Below are 21,386 nucleotides of genomic sequence, written 5' to 3'. Positions count from 1 at the left end.
CGCCCCGCCCTCAGGCCAGGAGCTCGCGGATGTCGGCGGCCGAGAGCGCGGTGCCGTGGGCGGAGCCGGTCGTCATCACGCTGTCGAACAGCCGGGCCTTGGCGGCCTTAAGCGCCATCACCTTCTCCTCGATCGTGTCCCTGGAGACCAGCCGGTAGACCATGACGTTCTTGCTCTGGCCGATCCGGTGCACGCGGTCGACGGCCTGCGCCTCGGTCGCCGGGTTCCACCAGGGGTCGAGCAGGATGACGTAGTCCGCCTCGGTCAGGTTGAGGCCGAACCCGCCCGCCTTGAGGCTGATCAGGAAGACCGAGGCGTCGCCCTCCTTGAAGTCTGCGATCACCCGCGCCCGGTTGCGCGTCTTGCCGTCGAGGTAGGCGTACGAGATCCCGGCGGCGTCCAGGCGGTCCCTGGCCTTGCCGAGGTACTGGGTGAACTGGCTGAAGATGAGGGTGCGGTGCCCCTCGGCCACGGTGTCGGCGAGCAGTTCGAGCAGGGCGTCGAGCTTGGTCGAGGGGATTCCCTCGTAGGCCGGGTCGTAGAGGCTGGCGTCGAGGCTGAGCTGGCGCAGCATGGTCAGCGACCGGAAGATCTCGAACCGGTTCGCGCCCAGGTCGCCGATCAGCCCGAGCACCTTCTGCCGCTCCCGCTGCAGGTGCGTCTCGTAGACCTTGCGGTGCTTCGGGTGCAGTTCGAGCTCGAGCACCTGCTCCTGCTTGGCCGGCAGGTCCCGGGCCACCTCGTCCTTCGTGCGGCGCAGCATGAACGGGCGGATGCGCCGGCGCAACTGGTCCAGCCGGTCGCCGTCGGACTCCTTCTCGATCGGTTTCCGGTAGTACTCGGCGAACCGGCTCGGGCTCGGGAACAGACCCGGCGCGGTGATCGAGAGCAACGACCAAAACTCCATCAGGTTGTTTTCGAGCGGCGTGCCGGTGATCGCCAGCTTGAACGGCGTCGACAGGCGGCGGGCGCACTGGTGCGCGCGGGACTGGTGGTTCTTGACGAACTGCGCCTCGTCGAGCAGCAGGCCGGCCCACTCCCGGGCGTTGTACTCCTCGAAGTCCAGCCGAAAGAGCGTGTACGAGGTGATCACGACATCCGCGCCGGCGATCACGTCCGCCAGGACGGTACCCCGCTTGCGGGTTGTTTCGGTGATCGTCGCCACGGTGAGCCCCGGCGCGAACCTGGCGCACTCGACGGACCAGTTCGGCACCACGCTGGTCGGCGCGACGACCAGGAACGGGGGTCGGGCACCCGGCTCGTCCCGCCCGGCGCCCTGCTCGCGCGCCCGGGCGATCAGGGCGATCGCCTGCAGCGTCTTGCCGAGCCCCATGTCGTCGGCGAGGATGCCGCCCAGCTGGTGGTCGTAGAGGAAGCTCAGCCAGTCGTAGCCGGCCTGCTGGTAGCCGCGCAGCGTGGCCTGGATGCCGCTCGGCAGGGGGCATCCGGGCAGCGCCGTCGCATCCGTCGACACCGTCGCGGCCAGGCCGGCCATCGTCTCGCGCCAGGCGGCCGCCTGGGCGGCCACCACGCCGAGCGCCTGCAGCTCGTCCCAGAGGTCCACCTGGAACCGGCTGATTCCGAGCGCGGCCGAGCCCGGCTCCTGCAGCGCGCGCGCCTCCTCGATCAGGCGCCGGAGCTGGTGCAACTCGGGCCGGTCGAGGCTGAAGTACGTGCCGCTGCGCAGGATCATCACGTCCCGGTCGGCGGCGAGGGCCAGGAAGAGCGCGTCGAAGGGGATGCTCTCGCCGTCGATGCTCACCGTCACGGCCAGGTCGAACCAGTCGCGGCTGTCGGCCCGGTCTGTCGTGGCCAGGCTGATCACCGGCGGCTGCTCCGCGGCACGGTAGTCGGGGGCGTCGCCGATCACCTCTACGACCACGTCGCCGGACCGGGTGAACTCGGGCACCGCGTCCAGGAACGCGATCATCGCGCCTCCGGCGAGGCCCGCCGACGCGTTCAGCCGGGGCGCGCCGCGGTGCTGGGGCGCGATGGTCGGGAACCGGGCGAGCGCGGGGCCCAGCGCGTTCAGGATATCCGCCTCACGACCCTCGTCGCGGAAGGCCGTGTCGCCCGGCCACGGCCACAGGGGGCGCCGGGAACCGGACACCGCCGCGGGCGAGTCGCCCGGGGCCAGGTAGCGCCAGTCCCAGCGCACGCCGATCCGCGGGCCGGCCGCGGTCTCGTCGGAGTGCGTGATCGCCAGCGCCAGCACGGGGCGAGGGATGTCGGGCAGGTCGAACGACCCGTCGCGGCTGGTCACCGCGCCCTGCCGCCGCAGGAACGGGTAGACCTGGGCGAGGAAGGCATCCTCGTCGTTCGAACGCACCAGACGGTTCGCGCTCTCGGCGAGGGCGCGCAGTTGGGCGCTGACCGGGTGGGAGAGCTGCGCGAGGGTGAGCCGGACATCGCCGCCCGGGGCCGCTTCGCCGCCGGGCCCGTCCCAGGCGAACAGCCCGTGCGCCGGATCGCCGAGGAAACCGAGGTGCTGCCGATCGAGGCGCCGGCCGGCGAGCGTGACGGTCGGCGTGAGCGCGAGCCCGGCTTCGCCGCGACTGATGTCGACCGCCAGGGTGGCCGGAGCAGACGAGAGCACCACCGGATCCTGCGCCGGGTTGGCGTAGACCAGCGGCATCCGGGCGCCCTGGGCCGTGTCGAGGATCTCCCAGAGGTCCTCGTTCCCGGCGTCGTCGAGGTGCAACCAGTTGTCGGCCGGGGCGCGGTAGCCCCGGCCCGCCGCATACAGCGCGCGCAGGGAGGTCAGGATCGACACGTGGGTGGCATCGAGCGAGTCGAGGGAGTAGAGCAGGTTGTCCCAGGTCAGGCCGCCGCGGATCCAGGAGCCGCCGCTGCCCATCACCATCGGGCGGATGCCCAGGCGCCGCGCCGGACGCGTGCGCCCGGCCGAGTACCAGCCGGTGCTGATCGGGGCGAGCAGCTCGAATTGCAGGGCGAGCCTGGCGCGGGTCCGGACGACCGAGACGCCCTGCTGCGAGGGCGCCCTGGGCGCGGCAGGCCGGGCCCCGGGCTCGAAGGCTGGCATCCGGCGTTCTCGAATCGGGCCATCGGGGCCGTCCGCCGGGGAATCCCGGCTGGCCAGGAGCAGGGCGGCGACATGCTTGCAGTTGCGCTTGACCGGGCAGGTGCACACGCCCGTGGCCCGGCTGGCCTGCCCGGCGGCGTTCACCGTGAACGACACGGTCACCGAATAGGGCTCGGGGCGAGTGCCCCGCACCTGTCCGAAGAGCTGGGTGCCGGAACCGAACCAGGTTTGTTTTTGCACGTGTCCGTTGCGCACGTAGCGCTCGCCGCGGGAGAAGGCCTGGCTGCCGACGAGCAGGGCAATCTCGTGCGAGCTGAGGGTATGGGCCATAGTGGGAGGAAATCCGTACGTAAGTCGACGTCCAGTCTCTCACGCGCGGCTGGGAGGCCCGGAGAGAGTCCGCCCTAGCGGGAATCGCCCAATCTCGATAAACTTGAGCCAATCAGACTCAACTTTGAAGGAGACCTCGCGATGCAAGCCGGACAGCAGCCGCCCCAGGAGGAAGCGAAGAGCGCCCTGGAGCTCTACGGGGTCAACCTCACCGAAATCGCCCGCACGGGCAAGCTCGACCCGGTGATCGGCCGCGATGCCGAGATTCGCCGGGTGAGCCAGGTTCTCACCCGTCGCACGAAGAACAACCCGGTGCTCATCGGGGAACCCGGCGTGGGCAAGACCGCCGTCGTCGAGGGGCTGGCCCAGCGCATCGTCGCCGGCGACGTCGCCGATTCGCTCAAGGGCAAGCAGCTCGTCTCCCTCGACCTGGCCGCGCTCGTCGCCGGCGCGAAGTATCGCGGTGAGTTCGAGGAGCGGCTGAAGTCCGTGCTCAAGGAGATCAACGACGCGGAGGGGGAGATCATCACCTTCGTCGATGAGCTGCACACCCTGATGGGCGCCGGCGGCGGCGAGGGCTCCGTGGCGGCCTCCAACATGCTCAAGCCCATGCTCGCCCGCGGCGAACTCCGCCTGATCGGCGCGACCACCCTGAACGAATACCGCGAGTTCATCGAGAAGGATGCCGCGCTCGAGCGCCGTTTCCAGCCGGTGCTCGTGGACGAACCGAGCGTCGAAGACACCGTGGCCATCCTCCGCGGGCTCAAGGAGCGCTACGAGGCCCACCACAAGGTGTCGATCGCCGACTCGGCGCTCGTGGCGGCGGCATCCCTGTCGAACCGGTACATCACGGCCCGGCAGCTGCCGGACAAGGCCATCGACCTGATCGACGAGGCGGCGAGCCGGCTGCGGATGGAAATCGACTCGGCCCCGGTGGAGATCGACGAGCTGCGGCGCGGCGTCGATCGGCTCAGGCTCGAGGAGCTCGCCCTCAAGAAGGAGAAGGACGACGCGTCCAGGTTGCGGCTGCAGAAGCTGCGCGAAGACCTCGCCGAGCGCCAGGAGAAGCTCTCCGAGCTGCAGGCGCGCTGGGAAACGGAGCGGGCCTCGCTCAACCGGGTCGGCGAACTCAAGGAACGGCTCGACTCCGCGCGCAGCGAGGCCGACCGCGCACAGCGGGAGGGCAACCTGGAGAAGGCGTCCCGCCTGCTCTACGGCGACATCCCGGTGATGCAGCGGGAGCTGGCCGCCGCGGAGAAGACCGAGTCGGAGGGGCCGCGGATGGTCAACGACCACGTCACCGCAGAGGACATCGCCGCCGTGGTCGCGGCCTGGACCGGCATCCCGGTGGGCCGCCTGCTGCAGGGCGAGACCGAGAAGCTGCTGAACCTCGAGGGCGAGCTCGCCCACCGGCTGATCGGCCAGAAGGATGCCGTGCGCGCGGTTGCCGACGCCGTGCGCCGCACCCGGGCCGGGATCTCCGACCCAGACCGGCCCACCGGGTCGTTCCTGTTCCTCGGCCCGACCGGCGTGGGCAAGACGGAGCTGGCCAAGGCGCTCGCCGACTTCCTCTTCGACGACGAGAAGGCGATGGTGCGCATCGACATGAGCGAGTACGGCGAGAAGTTCTCCGTATCGCGCCTGGTCGGGGCGCCCCCCGGGTACATCGGGTACGAGCAGGGCGGGCAGCTCACCGAGGCCGTGCGCCGGCGGCCGTACTCTGTGATCCTCTTCGACGAGGTAGAGAAGGCGCACCCTGAGGTGTTCGACGTGCTGCTGCAGGTGCTCGACGACGGCCGGCTCACCGACGGCCAGGGCCGCACCGTCGACTTCCGCAACACGATCATGGTGCTCACCTCGAACCTCGGTTCGCAGTTCATGGTCGACCAGACGCTCTCGCCCGAGCAGAAGGAAACCGCCGTCCGGGACCTGGTGCGCAAGTCCTTCAAGCCCGAGTTCGTGAACCGCCTCGACGACATCGTGGTGTTCTCGTCGCTGTCGATGGAGGATCTCGGCCGGATCGTGGAGCTGAACGTCGACCGTCTGCAGCGGCGGCTCGCCGAGCGCAGGCTCGAACTGGCCGTGACCCCGGATGCCCGGGCCTGGCTGGCCGAGCGCGGATACGACCCGATCTACGGCGCGCGTCCGCTGCGCAGGCTGATGCAGCAGGAAATCGACGACCGGCTGGCCCGGGCGCTGCTGTCCGGCGAGGTTCGCGACGGTGACACGGTTCGGGTCGAACTCGCACCGGACGGGGACTCGCTCACCGTCGCATCCGCCGCCGCCCCGCCCGTGCCCTCCGGCGAAGAGGACGTCGACGACGTCGAGCTCTAGACCGTCCAGCGATCCCTCGGGCCCGCGGGGGTTAGGCTCGGGGGATGCGTGCAACAGTGATTTACGGCGAGAGAGACGTCCGCCTGGAAGAAGTAGCCGACCCGATCCTCTCCACCGGGGGTGACGCCATCGTGCGCGTCGTCGCCGCGTGCGTCTGCGGCTCCGACCTGTGGCCGTACCGCGGCGTGCAGCCGACGGACGAACCTCACCGGATCGGCCACGAGTTCGTGGGCGTCGTCGAGGCCATCGGCCCGGACGTCCGCACCGTCAAGGTAGGCGACTTCGTCATCGCACCCTTCTACGACTGCGACAACACCTGCGTCAACTGTCAGAACGGCGTCAGCACCTCCTGCCTCAACGGCGGCTGGTGGGGCTCCGACGACCAGCTCGGCGGCTTCGCCGACGGCGCCCAGGGCGAAAAGGTGCGCGTGCCCCACGCCGACGGCTCGCTCGTGGCGACCCCGTCGATGCCGGACGACGCCCAGGTTCCCGGCCTGCTCACCCTCGCCGACGTCATGGGCACCGGCCACCACGCGGCTGTTTCCGCCGGCGTGACCACCGGCAGCACGGTCGTCGTCGTCGGCGACGGCGCGGTCGGCCTCTGCGCCATCATCGCGGCCAAGCGCCTCGGTGCGTCCCGGATCGTGGCCATGTCGCGCCACGCGGATCGGCAGGCCGTCGCCCGCGAGTTCGGCGCCACCGACATCGTTGAGGAACGCGGCGAGGCGGGCGTCGCCCGCATCCGCGAGCTCTTCGACGGAATCGGCGCCGACTGCGTGCTCGAGTGCGTCGGAACCAAGGAGTCGATGGACCAGGCGATCGAGTCGGCCCGGCCCGGCGGCATGGTCGGCTACGTGGGCGTGCCCACCGGCGGCCCCATCGCCGTGCGCCCGCTGTTCAGCCGGAACGTCGGCCTCAACGGCGGCGTCGCGTCCGTGCGCGGCTACGTCGAGGAACTGCTGCCCGAGGTGCTCTCCGGCGCGATCAACCCCGGCCGCGTCTTCGACCTCGAGCTGCCGCTGGCGGATGTCGCGGAGGCCTACGCCGCCATGGACGAACGCCGCGCGATCAAGGTTCTGCTCCGCCCCTAGCGGCCCGAAAGCCAGGTGCCGCTCGTGCGGCACCTGGCCGGGTCGATGCTTGACAGACCCACCCCCAGCCACTTCACTTGCAATGACATAGCGCTTTCTCATTGTGGAAGTTACGCCAGGGGGAACAAGCAATGACGCTTGAACAGTTCAACCTCCTCGACCGCGAGCAGGCTCGGGATGCCGTGCGCCCGTGCGTGCAGATCGCCCGGTGGGTCGATGGCGTCGTCGACGCCCGCCCGTACTCCGACGTGGAGGAGCTCCTCACGGTGGCGCGGCACATCGCAGCACCCTGGACGATCGCCGAAATCGACGGAGCGCTCGCCCGCCACGCCCGGATCGGGGAGCGGGCGCGCGGCGCGCACGCCGAAGCCTCGCTCTCCCGTTCGGAACAGGCCGGAATCGATCCAGGGGACACCGCCGTCGCGGAGGCGCTTGCCGCGGGCAACCGCGCCTATGAGGAACGATTCGGGCGAGTTTTTCTGATCCGGGCTGCGCGGCGCACGCCGGAGGAGATCCTTGCTGCGCTGCGGAGCCGGCTGACGCACTCACCCGAGGAGGAGATCCCCGTCGTCGCGGATCAGCTGCGCGAGATCGCCGTGCTCCGTCTGGAAGGAATCCTGACGTCGTGAGCCAGCTCCGTAGTCATGTCAGTACTCATATTCTGGATGCCGCCACCGGTCGTCCGGCCGGAGGCGTCGCCGTCTCCCTGCTGGACGTGGACGGCACCGAGATCGCTGCCGGCCGAACCGACGCCGATGGCCGCGTGAGTGACCTCGGTCCGGAGCTGCTCGAGCGCGGAACCTACCGGCTGCGCTTCGCCACCGGCGAATACTTCGCCGGAACCAGCCGAGACACGTTCTACCCCGTGGTGTCGATCGATTTCGAGGTCACCGACCCCGCGCAGCACTACCACGTACCTCTGCTGCTCAGCCCATTCGCATACTCGACCTACAGGGGAAGCTGACCATGGCACACGGCAGCATCGTTCTCGGCGCCAACCAGTATGGGAAGGCCGAGGTGCGCCTCGTCAAGGTGACCAGGGACACGGCGCGCCACGAGATCGAAGACCTGAGCATCACCTCCCAGCTGCGCGGTGACTTCGAGGCGGCCCACGTCGAGGGCGACAACGCGCACGTCATTGCCACGGACACCCAGAAGAACACGGCCTTCGCCTTCGCCAGGGACGGCGTCGGCGCCCCCGAGGATCTCCTCCTTCGCCTCGCCCGGCATTTCGTTGACGACTTCGAGTGGGTCACCGGCGGCCGCTGGGCGGCCGAAAAGTACTCCTGGGCCCACATCGACATGGGCAACGAAGACGGCGAAAGCACCCATGACCACGCCTTCGTCCGTGGCGGCACCGAAATCCGCACCGCCACCGTCACGATCGACGGAGGCGGCGCACCCACGGTCATCGCCGGCCTGAAGGACCTCTCGGTGCTCAAATCCACCGGGTCGCAGTTCACCGGCTTCCCCCGCGACGTGTACACGACCCTGCAGGACGCCACCGATCGCATCCTCGCCACCTCGGTCACCGCCCGCTGGCGCTACAACACCGCAGGGCTCGATTACGACGCGGTCTACGCGGACGTGCGACGCGTGCTGCTCAGGGCCTTCGCCGACAAGCATTCCCACGCCCTGCAGCAGACCCTGTTCCAGATGGGCAAGGCCGTTCTCGAGGCTCACCCCGAGATCGACGAGATCAAGTTCTCGATGCCCAACCGCCACCATTACCTGGTCGACCTCTCGCCGTTCGACCTCGACAACCCCGGCGAGGTCTTCTTCGCCGCCGACCGCCCGTACGGCCTGATCGAGGCCGTCGTGCAGCGCGATGACGCAACCGATGCCGCAGCCGCCTGGGAGGGCATGGCCGGCTTCTGTTAGTCCCGGAATTCACGGTTCGAAAGAATTAAGGAGCCCAGTCCCATGGATGCATCGCACCAGGAGGCACTGCTGCTGAGGCAGGCCGTGCAACTCGCCACCGACAACGTCCGGAGCAGCGGCGGGCCTTTCGGGGCCCTCGTCGTCGCGCCGGACGGCCGCGTGTTCGAGGGAGTGAACCGGGTCACCGCGAACCTGGACCCCACGGCCCATGCCGAGGTGACCGCAATCAGGGCGGCCTGCCAGGGTCTCGGCACGTTCGACCTCACCGGGGCGACGTTGTACGCGAGCTGCGAACCGTGCCCGATGTGTCTCTCCTCGGCCCTGTGGGCGCGCATCGGCACGGTGTTCTTCGCGGCCGACCGTGACGATGCGGCCGGAGCGGGGTTCGATGACGCGGTCTTCTACGACTACTTCGAGAACCCCGGCGGCGAGGACAGCATCATGCCGATCAATCGGATCGGCCTCGGCGATGACGCCACGGAACCCTTCAACGTCTGGCTGAGCACCCCCGACCGGATCGCATATTAGGTCCGGGATGTCAGTGTGCCCGTCGTCACGATGGCTTACATTGTCATCCTGGGGGAAGGTACGAAAAGGAGCGGGGACCATGGATGATCCAAGCGTGAACTATGAATCCAGTGTGACCTATGAATCCAGCGTGACTGTGAACGGGCAACGACGCCCGTTGGCCGGTGTGCGTGCACACGCGACGGCCCTCGAGTGGCTGCGGGAGAACGGCCTGTCCGGCAGCAAGGAAGGCTGCGCCGAGGGTGAGTGCGGCGCGTGCGCAGTGCTCGTCGGCCAGGCCGACGGTTCGGGCGGCACCGCCTGGGCGGCGGTCAACGCGTGCCTGATCCCGGCCTGGGCGCTCGACGGCCAGGAGCTGGTGACAGCAGAGGGACTGGGCACGCCGGCAGCGCTTCACCCGGTCCAGGCCGGACTCGCCGCAGCAGGCGGCTCCCAGTGCGGATACTGCACTCCGGGTTTCGCCTGCAGCATGGCGGCCGAATTCTACCGGCGGGACCGGCAGCCGGGAGGCGACCTCAGCGACGATGCCCCGTGCGGAGAACGCGGCCCGAACGGGTTCGATCTTCATGCGCTGGCCGGCAATCTCTGCCGGTGCACCGGGTACCGCCCGATCCGCGACGCCGCCTACGCCCTCGGCGCCCCGCAGGCCGGCGACGAGCTCGCCGCCCGGCGGGACCTCCCGCCCCCGCGGCCGGCGGCAACGGTGCTGGAGGCTCCCGACGGGAAATTCGTGCGCCCGCGGACGCTGGCCGAGGCGGTCGGCCTGCTGGCCGAGAATCCGACCGCGGTGCTGATCGCCGGGTCGACGGACTGGGGCGTGGAAGTCAATCTGCGCGGCCGCCGCAGCCCGCTCGTGCTCGCCATCGATGCGATCGGGGAGCTTCGCACCCTGGAATTCGGGGACCGGTTCATCCAGATCGGCGCGGCCGTGCCGCTGTCTGAGGTAGAGAGCGCCCTGGCCGGCCGGGTGCCTCTGCTTGGCGACATGATCCCCCAGTTCGCGTCCCGGCTCATCCGCAATCGTGCGACCTTCGGCGGCAACCTGGGCACCGGCTCTCCCATCGGCGACAGCCCGCCGGCCCTCCTGGCCCTGGACGCGGTGGTCGTCCTGGCCTCGACGGTGGGCGAGCGCGAGGTCGAGCTCAGCGACTACTTCACCGGCTATCGCAGGTCCGTGCGCCGCCCGGACGAGATTCTCCGGGCGATCCGGATACCGCTGCCGCTGGCGGGGACCACCGCGTTCCACAAAATAGCGAAGCGCCGGTTCGACGACATCTCGAGCGTGGCCGTGGCCTTCGCCATCGACGTCGACGACGGCCTGGTGACACGGGCCCGCATCGGCCTGGGCGGCGTGGCGGCAACCCCGCTGCGCGCGCGGGCAACCGAGCAGGCCCTGGAAGGCCAACCGTGGGCGGCCCCGGCCGTGCGCAGGGCCGCGGCCGCGCTCGGCGACGAGGGGACCCCCCTGGACGACCACCGGGCAAGCGCCGCCTACCGCAAGGCCATGCTCGTCCAGGCGATGCTCAAGTTCTACACCGAAGCCACCGGGGAGGCCCTGTCATGAGTGCCCTCTCGGATCGCCCGGTCGACCCGGCGGTCGGCCTGCCCGTGCCGCACGAAAGCGCGATCCTGCACGCGACCGGGCGGGCGATCTTCACCGACGACCTGGCATCCCGCACGGCCGGGGTGCTGACCGCCTGGCCGGTTCAGTCCACCCATGCCCATGCCCGCGTGAGCGTGTTGCGCACCGACGGCGCCCTCGGCGTTCCCGGCGTCGTCCGGGTGCTCACCGCCGACGACGTGCCCGGCATCAACGATTCCGGGATCAAGCACGACGAGCCGTTGTTCCCCACGGAAGTCATGTTCTACGGTCAGGCGCTGTGCTGGGTCCTGGCCGAATCCACTGAGGCCGCCCGGCTCGGCGCCGACGCCGTGCAGGTCGAGTATGAGGTGCTGACCTCGGTGGTGACCCTGTCGGAGGCCATCACGGCCGAGTCGTTCCAGGGCGAGACCCGCACCGTGCGACGCGGAGACGCCGACGCGGCACTGGCCGGGGCCGCCCGGGTGTTCGAGGGCGAGAGTGAGGTCGGAGGGCAGGAACACTTCTACCTCGAGACCCAGGCCGCGCTGGCGCAGGTCGAAGACGACGGACGGGTGTTCGTGCAGTGCAGCACCCAGCACCCCTCCGAGACGCAGGCAATCGTGGCCCACGTGCTCGGGCTCAGCAGCAACGCGGTGACGGTGCAGTGCCTGCGGATGGGCGGAGCGTTCGGCGGCAAGGAGATGCAGCCGCACGGATTCGCCGCGGTGGCCGCGCTCGGCGCCCTGCTGACCGGCCGGCCGGTGCGGCTGCGGCTCACCCGAACCCAGGACCTGACCCTGACGGGCAAGCGACACCCGTTCCACGCCTCCTGGCGGGTCGGCTTCTCCGAGGACGGGCTGCTGCTGGGGCTGAAAGCCACGCTGACCGCAGACGGCGGCTGGAGCCTCGACCTGTCCGAACCCGTCTTGAGCCGTGCGCTCTGCCACATCGACAATGCCTACTGGATCCCCGCGATCGAAGCCCGCGGCCGGATCGTGAAGACGAACAAGACCTCGCAGACGGCGTTCCGGGGCTTTGGCGGACCGCAGGGCATGTTCATGATCGAAGACATCCTCGGTCGGTGCGCCCCGCTGCTCGGCATCGACCCGGCCGAGCTTCGACGGAAGAACTTCTACGCCCCGGGCCAGTTGACGCCGTACGGACAGCCGGTGCGCCACGCCGAACGGCTGGGCGCGATCTGGACCCAGCTGGTCCACAGCAGCGCCCTCGCGCGGAGGACGGAGGAGGCCCGGGCATTCAACGCGGCCAGTCCGCACCTGAAACGCGCGCTGGCGCTGACGCCGGTCAAGTTCGGGATCTCCTTCAACTTCACCGCGTTCAACCAGGCCGGCGCCCTGGTGCACGTCTACAAGGACGGATCCGTGCTCATCAATCACGGTGGCACCGAGATGGGCCAGGGCCTGCACACGAAGATGCTGCAGGTTGCGTCAACCGCCCTCGGCGTTCCCCTGTCGGCGGTGCGGCTGGCGCCCACTCGCACGGACAAGGTACCCAACACCTCGGCGACGGCGGCCAGTTCCAGCTCCGACCTCAACGGTGGCGCCATCAAGAACGCCTGCGATCAGATTCTTGCGCGGATGGCTGACGTCGCGGGCCGGATGCTCGGCGCGCACTCCCAGGACGTGCGGTTTACCCGCGGCAGGGTGAGCGCCCTGGGTCTGGGCGCCGGCCAGGACATCGGCTTCGCCGAGGTGGCGGGGGAGGCGTACCTGCAGCGCGTGCAGCTGTGGGCGGCCGGCTTCTACCGAACGGAGGGGCTCTACTGGGACCAGAAGGCGATGCAGGGGGAGCCGTTCAAGTACTTCGCCTACGGAGCCGCCGCGACCGAGGTCGAGGTGGACGGGTTCACGGGGGCGTACCGGGTGCGCCGGGTCGACATCGTGCACGACGTGGGCGACTCCCTGTCCCCGATCATCGACATCGGCCAGGTGGAGGGTGGCTTCGTGCAGGGCGCCGGCTGGCTCACCCTGGAGGATCTGCGCTGGGATGCCGGCGACGGCCCGGGTCGAGGACGCCTGCTCACCCAGTCGGCCAGCACCTACAAGCTGCCGAGCCTGTCGGAGATGCCGGACGAATTCAACGTCACGCTGTTCGAGCGGGCCACCGAAGACGGTGCGATCTATGGCTCCAAGGCCGTGGGCGAGCCGCCGGTGATGCTCGCCCTCAGCGTCCGCGAGGCGCTGCGCCAGGCCGTTGCCGGCTTCGGGCCGGCCGGGCACAGCGTGGAGCTGGCTTCCCCGGCGACACCCGAGGCCGTGTTCTGGGCCCTGACGGCGGCGCGCGCGGCCGTCGAGGCTGAGGCGCCGACGCAGGGCACGAGCGGCGCCGAACGCGCTCCCGCCCTGACGGACACCTGACATGGCGTGGATCGACGCGGTGGAACATCTGCGTGCGAACCGGCTGGCCGGGGTCATCGTCACGGTCGCGGCGGTGCGCGGGCACGCACCGAGGAACGGCGGCGCGAAGATGGTCGTCTCCGCGCACGAGGCCTGGGGGACAATCGGCGGCGGCAACCTCGAGGAAACCGCGATCGAGCGGGCCAGGACCCTGATTGCCGCGGATGCCGCCGAGCCGGAGTTGATGACCGTCCAGCTGAGCGACAAGGCCCCGGCCGTGCACGGCGTGCAGTGTTGTGGGGGAGAGGTGGTGCTGCTGGTGGAACCGATCAGGGTTGTGCCCGCCGTCGTCATCTTCGGTCTGGGGCATGTGGGCCTCGAGCTGGCTCGGATTCTCAGCCGCCATGAGCTGGACCTGCACCTGGTCGACTCCCGCGCCGACCAGCTCGCCGAGGATCGACTCGCCGTCCTGGGCGGGAGTACTGCCCGCCTTCGCGTGCATCACGCACCGGTTCCGGAGGTGGTTTTCGAGCTGCTTCCGGCCGGCACGCATGTCCTGATCATGACCCACGACCATGCGGAGGATGTGGCGCTCTGCGACGTCGCGCTCCGGTTCCCCGAGCTGGCGTCCATCGGCCTGATCGGTTCGAGCGCCAAATGGCGGCGTTTCCAGCAGCGCCTGGCCGACGAGGGCCACACGCCGGAAGATCTGGCCCGCATCCACACTCCGATCGGCCTGCCGGGGATCACCTCGAAGGATCCCGCGGCCATCGCCGTCAGCGTGGCGGCCGAGCTGCTCCAGCGCTTCGAAACCGTGCCGGCCGGCTCAGGTCCCGCGGCGCAGTAGCCTGCCGGTCGGCGTCCGGCCGTCGACTTCCCGGCCGCGGAGGAACGTCATGCGCACGACGCCGGTCAGCGTCCGGCCGTCGTAGGGAGTGATCGGATTCTTGTGGTTGAGCTTCCGGGCGTCGACGACGAATGTGTCCTCGGCGCCGAAGATGGCCATGTCCGCGTCGGATCCGACGGAGAGCCGTCCCTTCCGGGTGAGCCGGGCGAGGTTCGCCGGGGTGGTGGACATCCAGCCGAGCACCCGTTCGAGGCTGATCCCTCTGGTCCGGGCCTCTGTCCAGACCAGGGAGAGGCCCAGCTGCAGGGAGGACACCCCGCCCCAGGCGACCGCGAAGTCACCGTTCGCCGGGTCTTTCAGGTCAAGCGTGCTCGGGGAGTGGTCGGACACGATGCAATCGATGACGCCCTCCGTCAGGCCCTGCCAGAGCAGGTCGCGATTGGAGGCTTCGCGGATCGGCGGGCAGCACTTGAACGCCGTCGCGCCGTCGGGGATTTCCTCGGCCGTCAGGGTCAGGTAGTGCGGGCAGGTCTCCACCGTCAGCTTCACCCCGTCGCGCCTGGCGCCGGCGATCATCGGCAGCGCGTCCGAGGAGCTCAGGTGCAGGATGTGCGCGCGCGCACCGGTCCGGCGCGCGCGTTCGATGACGTCGGCGATGGCGAGGTTCTCGGCCGCCCGCGGTCGGGAGGCGAGGAAGGTGTCGTAGTGGTCGCCCGCGGCGGCCGGCGCCCGGTCGATCGTGCGGGCATCCTCGGCGTGAACGATCAGCACGGAGTTCAATCCGCTGGTCAGGGCCATGTCCGCCTCCATCTCGGCCGGCTCGAGAGGGGGGAACTCGTCCACCCCCGACGGCAGCAGGAAGCACTTGAAGCCGAACACGCCGGCGTCGTGCAGCCCGCGCAGCTCCGCCGTGTTGCCGGGGACGGCGCCGCCCCAGAAACCGACGTCGACGAAGCACTGGCCCTGCGCCACGCTGCGCTTGAGTTCCAGCGCCCGGGCGGTCGTCGTCGGCGGGATGCTGTTCAGCGGCATGTCGATGATCGTGGTGACACCGCCGGCCGCGGCGGCCCGGGTGGCCGACGCGAAGCCTTCCCACTCCGTGCGTCCGGGCTCATTGACGTGCACGTGGGTGTCGACCAGTCCGGGGATCAGGGTTTCGTCGGCCGTCAGCTCAATCGTGCTGACCCCGTCCAAACCGCTGCCCAGCGGCTCGATCCGGGTGATCACTCCGGCGCGGATGCCGACCTCGGCGGACACGATGCCGGCGGGGGTCAGGATCCTTGAGGCGCGGATGACCAGGTCGAACCCGCGGGCCGCGGGGCCCGTCGGCGCGGTGTCTTCAGGCCTGGCGCTCATCGTCAGGTCAGGCGGATCTGCCGGTTGACGTCTTTGTACAGGAGGTAGCGGAACTGCCCGGGGCCGCCGGCGTAGCAGGCCTGGGGGCAGAACGCGCGCAGCCACATGAAGTCGCCTGCCTCCACCTCGACCCAGTCGTCATTGAGCCGGTAGACGGCCTTGCCCTCGAGCACGAAGATGCCGTGCTCCATCACATGGGTTTCGGCGAACGGGATGACGGCGCCGGGCTCGAACGTGACGATATTGACGTGCATGTCGTGGGCCAGGTCGTTCGGGTCGACGAAGCGGGTGGTCGACCACCGGTTGTCCGTGTCCGGCATGGCCGAGGGCGTCACGGCGGCATCGCTGGTGACGAATGACGTGGCCGTGTAGCCCTCGAGCGGCTCGTAGGCCTTGCGCACCCACTGGAAGGTCGCGGGTTCGTCGCCGTCGTTTCTCACCGACCACCGCGCCCCGGCCGCCGTGTAGACATAGGCGCCCGGTTCCAGCGTGTGTTCGGTGCCGTCGAGCGTCAGCGTGAGCGTGCCCCTGGTGAGGAAGAGAACGGATTCGACGCCGGCCTCTGGCTCCGGCTTCGCGCTGCAGCCGCCGGGCGCCACCTCGACGATGTACTGGGCGAAGGTGGTGGCGAAGCCGGCGATCGGCCTGGCCAGGATCCACGCCCGGGTGTTCTCCCAGCCGGGGAGGTTGCTGGTGACGATGTTCCGCAGCACGCCCCTCGGGATCACCGTGTACGCCGCCTTGACCACCGCGCGGTCGGTGAGGAGCGCGGTCTGGGCGGGCAGGCCGCCCTCTGGGGAATAATAGTTGCTCATGCGTCTGCTCCCGGAGTTCCGGCAAGGCTACCGGCATCCAATCGCGGATGGGCAAGCAGGGTGAGCCTGGCCAGGCCCAGGCCGGTCACGGCCAGGGCCTCCTCGGCGCCGACCGCGCCGCACTGCACACCGCGAAGCACGAACCCCGCCAGGGAGCGTGCCGTCGCCGGCTCGTCCAGGATGCCGCTTCCGGCCCCGACCGGGGCGGCCCTGTCCCGGGCGGTCAGGTCCGCATACGCGCGCAGCCGGAGCGCAGCGGCGGGCAGTCCCTGCCGGTAGAAGCCGAAGGTGGCGGCGAATCGGCTCGGCAGCTGCGCCGCGTGCAGGTCCCAGCCCTGGTAGTAGCCACGCTCCAGCGACCGTCGAACCAGCCGGCCGTGCAAGCGCCAGGCGTCATCGACGCCGTCGCCCACCGGAATGACGTTGGTGGAACCATCCGAGAGCCGGATGCCGGTGCCGGCAACCGCCAGCTGCATGACCTCCTTGGCGAAGTCCGCGACCGGATGCTCCATCGACTGGTATTCGGCCGAGATCTGCAGCGAGGCGCTGTAGTCGTAGGTTCCGTAGTGCAGCCCGCTGATCCGCCCGGGCACAGCGTGCGCCAGTCGGGCCACCGGCGAGGTTCCGTCCGGGCCGAGGATCAGCTGCGGCGTCTCAACCTGCACCTCGAAGCGCAACCGGCCGGCGGGCAGCGAGTGCACGTCCTCCAGCCGGCCAACGGCGTAGCCCATCGCCTGCACCTGGTCCACCGTCGTGACCTTGGGCAGCGTCAGCACCAGGCCGTCGGGGAGCTCGCCCGCCGTGACCAGGCCCGAGATGAACAGGTCCAGGGTGCGCAGCCCTCGGGCACGCGTGGACGTCTCCAGGCCCTTGAAGCGGATCCCGATGAAGGGCGGAGCGGTGCCCTCGGCCACCGACCGGGCCACCAGCCGCGCTGCGTTCGCCGCGTCCTCGTCTTCCGCCTCGTCGCCGCGGTTTCCGTAGCCATCCTCGAAGTCCAGCCGCAGGTCCTCGATCGGTTCGCTCGAAAGCTTCGTCTCGACGCGAGTCGAGAGCGCTTCGGCGAGGTCATCGTCGAATCCCAGAAGCGACCCCAGCCGGGACAGGCCGCCGTGGGCGGCCGCAGCGTGCAGGGCTCGCTCTCCCCACTCGGCGGCCAGGCCCGGCGTGAACAGGTCCGCCGGGACGTAGACGGTGTGCACCGGCTGGCGGCTGCCGTCGTCACCGGGGTAGTTCGTGTCCAGCAGGGTGTCGGTGGCGGCCAGCTGGGTGTCAATCTGCCGCAGATCAGCGGCGGAGAGGGAGGTGGCTGCGCCCACGGGTCAGTCGATCAGCTCGTAGGCGGGCGTGGTGAGGAAATCCGTGTACTCCGGAGAGAGGCAGATCTCCCCAATCAGCTCGCCGGCCGGCCGGTAGAACGCGTTGAAGGCCTCCTCGCCCACTTCCGAGCGAAGTCTCTCCGTCTCCTCGCCGAGAATCCGGGCGACGAGTTCGCGGGTCACCGTGCGCCCCGTGTCACTGAGCGTGACACCGTTGCGGATCTGTTGCCAGACCTGGGACCGGGAGATCTCTGCCGTCGCGGCATCCTCCATCAGGTTGTGGATGGCGACGGCCCCGTTTCCGGAGATCCAGGCGGCGGTGTACGCCACGGCCACGTAAAGGTTCAGCCTCAGCCCGGCCTCGGTCACCTGGCCGGCCGCGGAGGCAATGTCGAGCAGCTGATCCGCCGTCACGGTAACCTCGGGGCGCGCCTTGTCGAGCTGGTTGGGGCGCTCGCCGAGAACGTCGTCGAACACCTCCTGGCAGACGGGCACGAGGTCGGGGTGAGCCACCCAGGAGCCGTCGAAGCCGTCGAGCGCCTCGCGAACCTTGTCCGCCCTGACCTTGCGGAAGGCCTCCTCCGTGACCGCGGGTTCGTGCCGGTTCGGGATGACCGCAGCCATGCCGCCCATGGCGAAGGCGCCGCGCCGGTGACAGGTCTTGACCAGCAGCTCGGTGTACGCGCGCATGAATGGCGCCGTCATGGAGATCGAGGATCGGTCCGGCAGGATGAACGCCGGGCCCGCATCGCGGAAGTATTTCACGATGCTGAACAGGTAGTCCCAGCGTCCGGCATTGAGGCCCGAGGCGTGGTCGCGAAGCTCGAAGAGGATCTCGTCCATTTCGAAGGCCGCCGGGATGGTCTCGATCAGTACCGTGGCACGGATGCTGCCCTGCGGCACGCCCAGGTAGTCCTGGGCGAAAACGAAGATGTCGTTCCAGAGCCTGGCCTCGAGATGGCTCTCCATCTTGGGCAGGTAGTAGTACGGTCCACGGCCAGCCGCCAGCAGCAGTTTCGCTGTGTGGAAGAAGTGCAGGCCGAAGTCCACGAGCGCTGCCACCGCGGGCTCGCCGTCGATCAGCACGTGGCGTTCGACCATGTGCCACCCGCGCGGCCGGGTGATGACCACGGCGGGAGAGGCGTCGGTGCGCAGCAGGTATTCCTTGCCTTCCGGCGAGGTGTAGGCGAGGGTTCCGGCGGCTGCGTCGCGCAGGTTCAGGATGCCGTCGACCACGTTGGGCCAGGTCGGGCAGCTGGCATCCTCGAGGTCCGCCAGCCACACACGGGCCCCTGAGTTGAGCGCGTTGATGGCCATTTTGGCCGGCGAGGCCGGGCCGGTGATTTCGACCCGGCGGTCGCGCAGGGCCGCGGGAGCCGCGGCGACCTGCCAATCGCCGGCGCGCACCGAGGCGGTCTCCGGCAGGAAGTCCAGCCTGCCCGTGGCGGCCACGGTGTCGCGCCTGGCCTTCCGTTCGCCGAGAAGTTCACTCCGTCGGGGAGCGAAGCGGCGGTTCAGGTCTTCGATGAAGGCCAGCGCCTCCGGGGTGAGAATTTCCTCGGCGCGGGCGACCGGCCGCGCGTCAGTGAGTGTCAGCGACATCATCGTTCCGCCAGGTTCTTTCATATTACGGATATTATTGTCTATCCTGCGGAAACACAACCGTTCCCAGGTCTCCCCGCCGGCCCCCACAATCCTGAGGTATCTTAGGATTTGAGACAAAAATTTCGCCATGCGGTAAATTTCTGTCAGACACTCACGGGAGGCCAGGGAATGGCGGTAAAGACTATCGGCGGCGTTCAGTCTGTGGAGCGTGTCTTCGAACTCCTGGAGCTCATCACGGATGCCGGGCGCGAGGTGACCCTGTCTGAACTGGCCGGGTCGACCGATCTGCCGCTCCCCACTATTCACCGCCTCCTGCGCACCCTGGTGGCGCTCGGATACGCCCGGCAGCTGCCCAATCGGCGCTATGCGCTGGGTCCGCGCCTGATTCGGCTGGGCGACGGGGCGAGCAAGCAGCTCGGCGCCCTGGCCCGGCCGCAACTGGCCTCCCTGGTCTCCGAGCTGGGCGAAACGTCCAACATGGCGATGCTCGACGGGGACATGGTCGTGTACATCGCCCAGGTCCCCTCGGCGCACTCGATGCGGATGTTCACCGAGGTGGGGCGTCGGGTGCACACCCACGACTCGGGGGTCGGCAAGGCGATCCTGGCCCAGCTTGACGACGACCGGGTGCGGGGCATCGTCGCCCGGGCGGGCATGCCGACGCCCACGGAGATGAGCATCGGCACCGTTGACGAGCTGCTGGCCGACCTGGCCCGCACCCGTGAGCGGGGCTACGCCATTGATGACAACGAGCAGGAAATCGGCGTGCGATGCTTTGCCGTTGCGGTCCCCGGCGCCCCGACGCCCACGGCCATCTCGGTCTCCGGCCCGGTGTCCCGCGTCGGCGACGCGTTCGCTGCCCGGGCCATTCCCCTGCTGCTCGCCGCCGCGCGGGTGATTGGCGACGACGTCCGCCCGGAAGCCCACGGCGTCTCGCACAAATCGGCCGGTTGAGGGCAGACCGGCCGGTTGAGGTCGGGCCGGCCGGGGAATCAACCGTGCCGCCCGCGTGTTAAAGCCAGCGACGCGCACCACGCGTCCGAACGCACGACGCGCATGACGCGTCCGGGGAGAGGCAATGACACGGAAGATCGAAGAAGTAGAAGACGCCGCCGGCACGGTCACGAAGTACCGTAGGCACGCCAACGGCGGCGGGCTGGTGGCGCCGGGGGCGAACGTCGAGGACAGCACGTTCATCGCGTCCACGACGTATGTGGAGGCCGAGGCTCGCGTCGCCCGCGGAGGATGGATCGGCCAGGGAAGCTGGATCGACCAGGGTGCGCGGATCGGCAGCCTGGCCTTCATCGGCGACGACGTGCACGTGGGCCGTGGGGCCGTCATCGGCAACGACGTGCGCATCGGCAGCCACTCTCGGATCGGGGCTGACGCCCGCATCGGCCACGGGGCCCGGCTGAACCGCGACACGAAGGTGCCGGATGGCGCCGTGCGCCTGGCCCGCCGTTCCCAGGCGCGCCTGGCCGCCTAGCGAAACTCGACACGCTCCCCGGCATTCAGTTGCGGAGAAAGTACCTTCCCCAGCGAAGTGAAGGTCCGTTGTCCGCAACTGAACGTGGAACGGCCCGGTCAGTCGTTGACGAGGAGCAGGTCGGCGAGGGGCTTGCGCGTGCGCGGCGCGGATTCGCGCTCGAGCAGCTCCTTCGAGAGGGTGCCGACATCGGCGAGCACGCCGATGGCCGTGATCGACACGATCGCCTGGTTGTCGGCCAGCCCGAAGGCCAGCGCGAGCGCGGCGGCGTCATAGCCGCCCATCTGGTGGGTGTGCAGGCCCTCGTGCTGCGCCTGGATCGTCAGGTGGGCGACGGCCTGGCCGAGGTCGTACCGGGCCCACGGGTTTTGGCGGGTGTCGTCGATGTCCAGCTCGGCGACGTTCACGATCAAGACGGAGGCGGCATCCGCCCAGGCCCGGTTGAAGCCCATCAGGGCGGCGTGGATGGTGCCGAAGCTCGCCGAGCCGCGGCGGGCGACGATGTAGCGCGAGGGCTGGATGTTGCTGGCCGACGGCGCCCAGCGGGCGGCCTCGAGCACCGTGGTCAGGGTGGTCTCGTCGATGACGGCGGCGGAATCGTAGCCGCGCGGGCTCCAGCGCTCGGCGAGAACCGGGAGGATGGGCGAGGTCGTGTCGGCGGCGCGGCTGATGGAATCGGTGATCAGGGTCATGGGGTGCTGTCCTTCGGCTGGAACACGGGGGCGGGGCAACACTGACCCACCTGTCTAAACGCGATCGTCGTCGCCATATTCCATGCACCCGCATATAGCCACGAAAGGGAGGCGCCCTCG

At 69.6% G+C, this 21,386-nt stretch carries 17 protein-coding genes; 11 read left to right on the top strand and 6 right to left on the bottom strand.

Annotated elements, in window-relative coordinates; all coding sequences use genetic code 11:
• Window positions 1-10: 10 nt before the first annotated feature.
• Window positions 11-3,373 carry a DEAD/DEAH box helicase gene (locus BLQ39_RS11280; RefSeq protein WP_092324060.1) on the bottom strand — a complete coding sequence of 1,121 codons (3,363 nt, stop codon included), beginning with the start codon at window positions 3,371-3,373 and terminating at the stop codon, window positions 11-13.
• Between the two features lie 141 nt (window positions 3,374-3,514).
• On the opposite strand from BLQ39_RS11280, the gene BLQ39_RS11275 reads away from it, so the two are divergent.
• The 9 genes from BLQ39_RS11275 (at window position 3,515) to xdhC (ending at window position 13,993) form a co-directional block, all read left to right on the top strand.
• Window positions 3,515-5,707 (top strand): ATP-dependent Clp protease ATP-binding subunit, encoded by a 2,193-nt coding sequence (locus BLQ39_RS11275; protein ID WP_092324058.1) that lies wholly within the window; start codon window positions 3,515-3,517, stop codon window positions 5,705-5,707.
• Between the two features lie 44 nt (window positions 5,708-5,751).
• The gene (locus BLQ39_RS11270; RefSeq protein WP_092324056.1) at window positions 5,752-6,798 is read left to right on the top strand and encodes a zinc-dependent alcohol dehydrogenase family protein; all 1,047 of its coding nucleotides are present in this window, start codon (window positions 5,752-5,754) and stop codon (window positions 6,796-6,798) included.
• Window positions 6,799-6,929: 131 nt separating this feature from the next.
• Window positions 6,930-7,427 carry a 2-oxo-4-hydroxy-4-carboxy-5-ureidoimidazoline decarboxylase gene (uraD, locus tag BLQ39_RS11265; RefSeq protein WP_092324055.1) on the top strand — a complete coding sequence of 166 codons (498 nt, stop codon included), beginning with the start codon at window positions 6,930-6,932 and terminating at the stop codon, window positions 7,425-7,427.
• Entirely contained in the window at window positions 7,424-7,762 is a 339-nt protein-coding gene (gene uraH, locus BLQ39_RS11260) for a hydroxyisourate hydrolase (RefSeq protein WP_092324053.1), read from the top strand. The genes uraD and uraH overlap by 4 nt, the downstream gene beginning before the upstream one ends.
• A 2-nt stretch (window positions 7,763-7,764) precedes the next feature.
• Window positions 7,765-8,679: a factor-independent urate hydroxylase gene (gene pucL, locus BLQ39_RS11255; RefSeq protein ID WP_092324051.1), complete on the top strand. Its 915-nt coding sequence runs from the start codon at window positions 7,765-7,767 to the stop codon at window positions 8,677-8,679.
• Between the two features lie 42 nt (window positions 8,680-8,721).
• On the top strand, window positions 8,722-9,207 hold the full coding sequence (locus BLQ39_RS11250; protein ID WP_092324049.1) for a nucleoside deaminase: 486 nt from the start codon (window positions 8,722-8,724) through the stop codon (window positions 9,205-9,207).
• Between the two features lie 79 nt (window positions 9,208-9,286).
• The gene (locus tag BLQ39_RS11245; RefSeq protein ID WP_092324048.1) at window positions 9,287-10,771 is read left to right on the top strand and encodes a xanthine dehydrogenase small subunit; all 1,485 of its coding nucleotides are present in this window, start codon (window positions 9,287-9,289) and stop codon (window positions 10,769-10,771) included.
• Window positions 10,768-13,167 carry a xanthine dehydrogenase molybdopterin binding subunit gene (gene xdhB / locus BLQ39_RS11240; RefSeq protein WP_092324046.1) on the top strand — a complete coding sequence of 800 codons (2,400 nt, stop codon included), beginning with the start codon at window positions 10,768-10,770 and terminating at the stop codon, window positions 13,165-13,167. Before BLQ39_RS11245 ends, xdhB begins: the two co-directional genes overlap by 4 nt.
• Window position 13,168: 1 nt before the next feature.
• Window positions 13,169-13,993 (top strand): xanthine dehydrogenase accessory protein XdhC, encoded by an 825-nt coding sequence (xdhC, locus tag BLQ39_RS11235; RefSeq protein WP_092324045.1) that lies wholly within the window; start codon window positions 13,169-13,171, stop codon window positions 13,991-13,993.
• Here the strand turns inward: xdhC and allB are convergent.
• Genes allB through aceB form a run of 4 tightly spaced genes read right to left on the bottom strand, consistent with a single transcriptional unit; the run spans window position 13,973 to window position 19,085 of the window.
• Entirely contained in the window at window positions 13,973-15,349 is a 1,377-nt protein-coding gene (gene allB, locus BLQ39_RS11230; protein ID WP_092324043.1) for an allantoinase AllB, read from the bottom strand. The two genes, xdhC and allB, sit on opposite strands and share 21 nt — an antisense overlap.
• A gap of 2 nt (window positions 15,350-15,351) precedes the next feature.
• Complete coding sequence (locus BLQ39_RS11225; RefSeq protein ID WP_092324041.1) at window positions 15,352-16,164, bottom strand: bifunctional allantoicase/(S)-ureidoglycine aminohydrolase; 813 nt, start codon at window positions 16,162-16,164, stop codon at window positions 15,352-15,354.
• On the bottom strand, window positions 16,161-17,483 hold the full coding sequence (locus BLQ39_RS11220) for a DUF6986 family protein (protein ID WP_092324039.1): 1,323 nt from the start codon (window positions 17,481-17,483) through the stop codon (window positions 16,161-16,163). The genes BLQ39_RS11225 and BLQ39_RS11220 overlap by 4 nt, the downstream gene beginning before the upstream one ends.
• Window positions 17,484-17,486: 3 nt before the next feature.
• On the bottom strand, window positions 17,487-19,085 hold the full coding sequence (gene aceB, locus BLQ39_RS11215; RefSeq protein ID WP_092324106.1) for a malate synthase A: 1,599 nt from the start codon (window positions 19,083-19,085) through the stop codon (window positions 17,487-17,489).
• Between the two features lie 171 nt (window positions 19,086-19,256).
• On the opposite strand from aceB, the gene BLQ39_RS11210 reads away from it, so the two are divergent.
• Both BLQ39_RS11210 and BLQ39_RS11205 read left to right on the top strand, forming a co-directional pair.
• Window positions 19,257-20,042 (top strand): IclR family transcriptional regulator, encoded by a 786-nt coding sequence (locus tag BLQ39_RS11210; RefSeq protein WP_092324037.1) that lies wholly within the window; start codon window positions 19,257-19,259, stop codon window positions 20,040-20,042.
• A gap of 124 nt (window positions 20,043-20,166) precedes the next feature.
• Window positions 20,167-20,574, top strand: a complete 408-nt coding sequence (locus tag BLQ39_RS11205) for a hypothetical protein (RefSeq protein WP_092324036.1) — start codon at window positions 20,167-20,169, stop codon at window positions 20,572-20,574.
• A gap of 98 nt (window positions 20,575-20,672) precedes the next feature.
• On the opposite strand, the gene BLQ39_RS11200 is transcribed toward BLQ39_RS11205, so the two are convergent.
• Window positions 20,673-21,266, bottom strand: coding sequence for a nitroreductase family protein (locus BLQ39_RS11200; protein ID WP_092324034.1), 594 nt, complete (start codon window positions 21,264-21,266; stop codon window positions 20,673-20,675).
• Between the last annotated feature and the right edge of the window lie 120 nt (window positions 21,267-21,386).

It is taken from the genome of Cryobacterium psychrotolerans (genome assembly GCF_900101115.1).
Classification (GTDB): Bacteria; Actinomycetota; Actinomycetes; order Actinomycetales; family Microbacteriaceae; genus Cryobacterium; species Cryobacterium psychrotolerans.
This window is presented reverse-complemented; position numbering and strand designations above follow the sequence as displayed.

Bases quoted from the DNA above. Each gene is read 5' to 3' on its own strand.
- uraD (WP_092324055.1), top strand. From the start codon at position 6,930: ATGACGCTTGAACAGTTCAACCTCCTCGACCGCGAGCAGGCTCGGGAT.
- BLQ39_RS11250 (WP_092324049.1), top strand. From the start codon at position 8,722: ATGGATGCATCGCACCAGGAGGCACTGCTGCTGAGGCAGGCCGTGCAA.
- BLQ39_RS11275 (WP_092324058.1), top strand. From the start codon at position 3,515: ATGCAAGCCGGACAGCAGCCGCCCCAGGAGGAAGCGAAGAGCGCCCTG.
- xdhB (WP_092324046.1), top strand. From the start codon at position 10,768: ATGAGTGCCCTCTCGGATCGCCCGGTCGACCCGGCGGTCGGCCTGCCC.
- aceB (WP_092324106.1), bottom strand. From the start codon at position 19,085: ATGTCGCTGACACTCACTGACGCGCGGCCGGTCGCCCGCGCCGAGGAA.
- BLQ39_RS11225 (WP_092324041.1), bottom strand. From the start codon at position 16,164: ATGAGCAACTATTATTCCCCAGAGGGCGGCCTGCCCGCCCAGACCGCG.
- pucL (WP_092324051.1), top strand. From the start codon at position 7,765: ATGGCACACGGCAGCATCGTTCTCGGCGCCAACCAGTATGGGAAGGCC.
- BLQ39_RS11200 (WP_092324034.1), bottom strand. From the start codon at position 21,266: ATGACCCTGATCACCGATTCCATCAGCCGCGCCGCCGACACGACCTCG.
- BLQ39_RS11280 (WP_092324060.1), bottom strand. From the start codon at position 3,373: ATGGCCCATACCCTCAGCTCGCACGAGATTGCCCTGCTCGTCGGCAGC.
- xdhC (WP_092324045.1), top strand. From the start codon at position 13,169: ATGGCGTGGATCGACGCGGTGGAACATCTGCGTGCGAACCGGCTGGCC.
- allB (WP_092324043.1), bottom strand. From the start codon at position 15,349: ATGAGCGCCAGGCCTGAAGACACCGCGCCGACGGGCCCCGCGGCCCGC.
- BLQ39_RS11210 (WP_092324037.1), top strand. From the start codon at position 19,257: ATGGCGGTAAAGACTATCGGCGGCGTTCAGTCTGTGGAGCGTGTCTTC.
- BLQ39_RS11245 (WP_092324048.1), top strand. From the start codon at position 9,287: ATGGATGATCCAAGCGTGAACTATGAATCCAGTGTGACCTATGAATCC.
- BLQ39_RS11270 (WP_092324056.1), top strand. From the start codon at position 5,752: ATGCGTGCAACAGTGATTTACGGCGAGAGAGACGTCCGCCTGGAAGAA.
- BLQ39_RS11205 (WP_092324036.1), top strand. From the start codon at position 20,167: ATGACACGGAAGATCGAAGAAGTAGAAGACGCCGCCGGCACGGTCACG.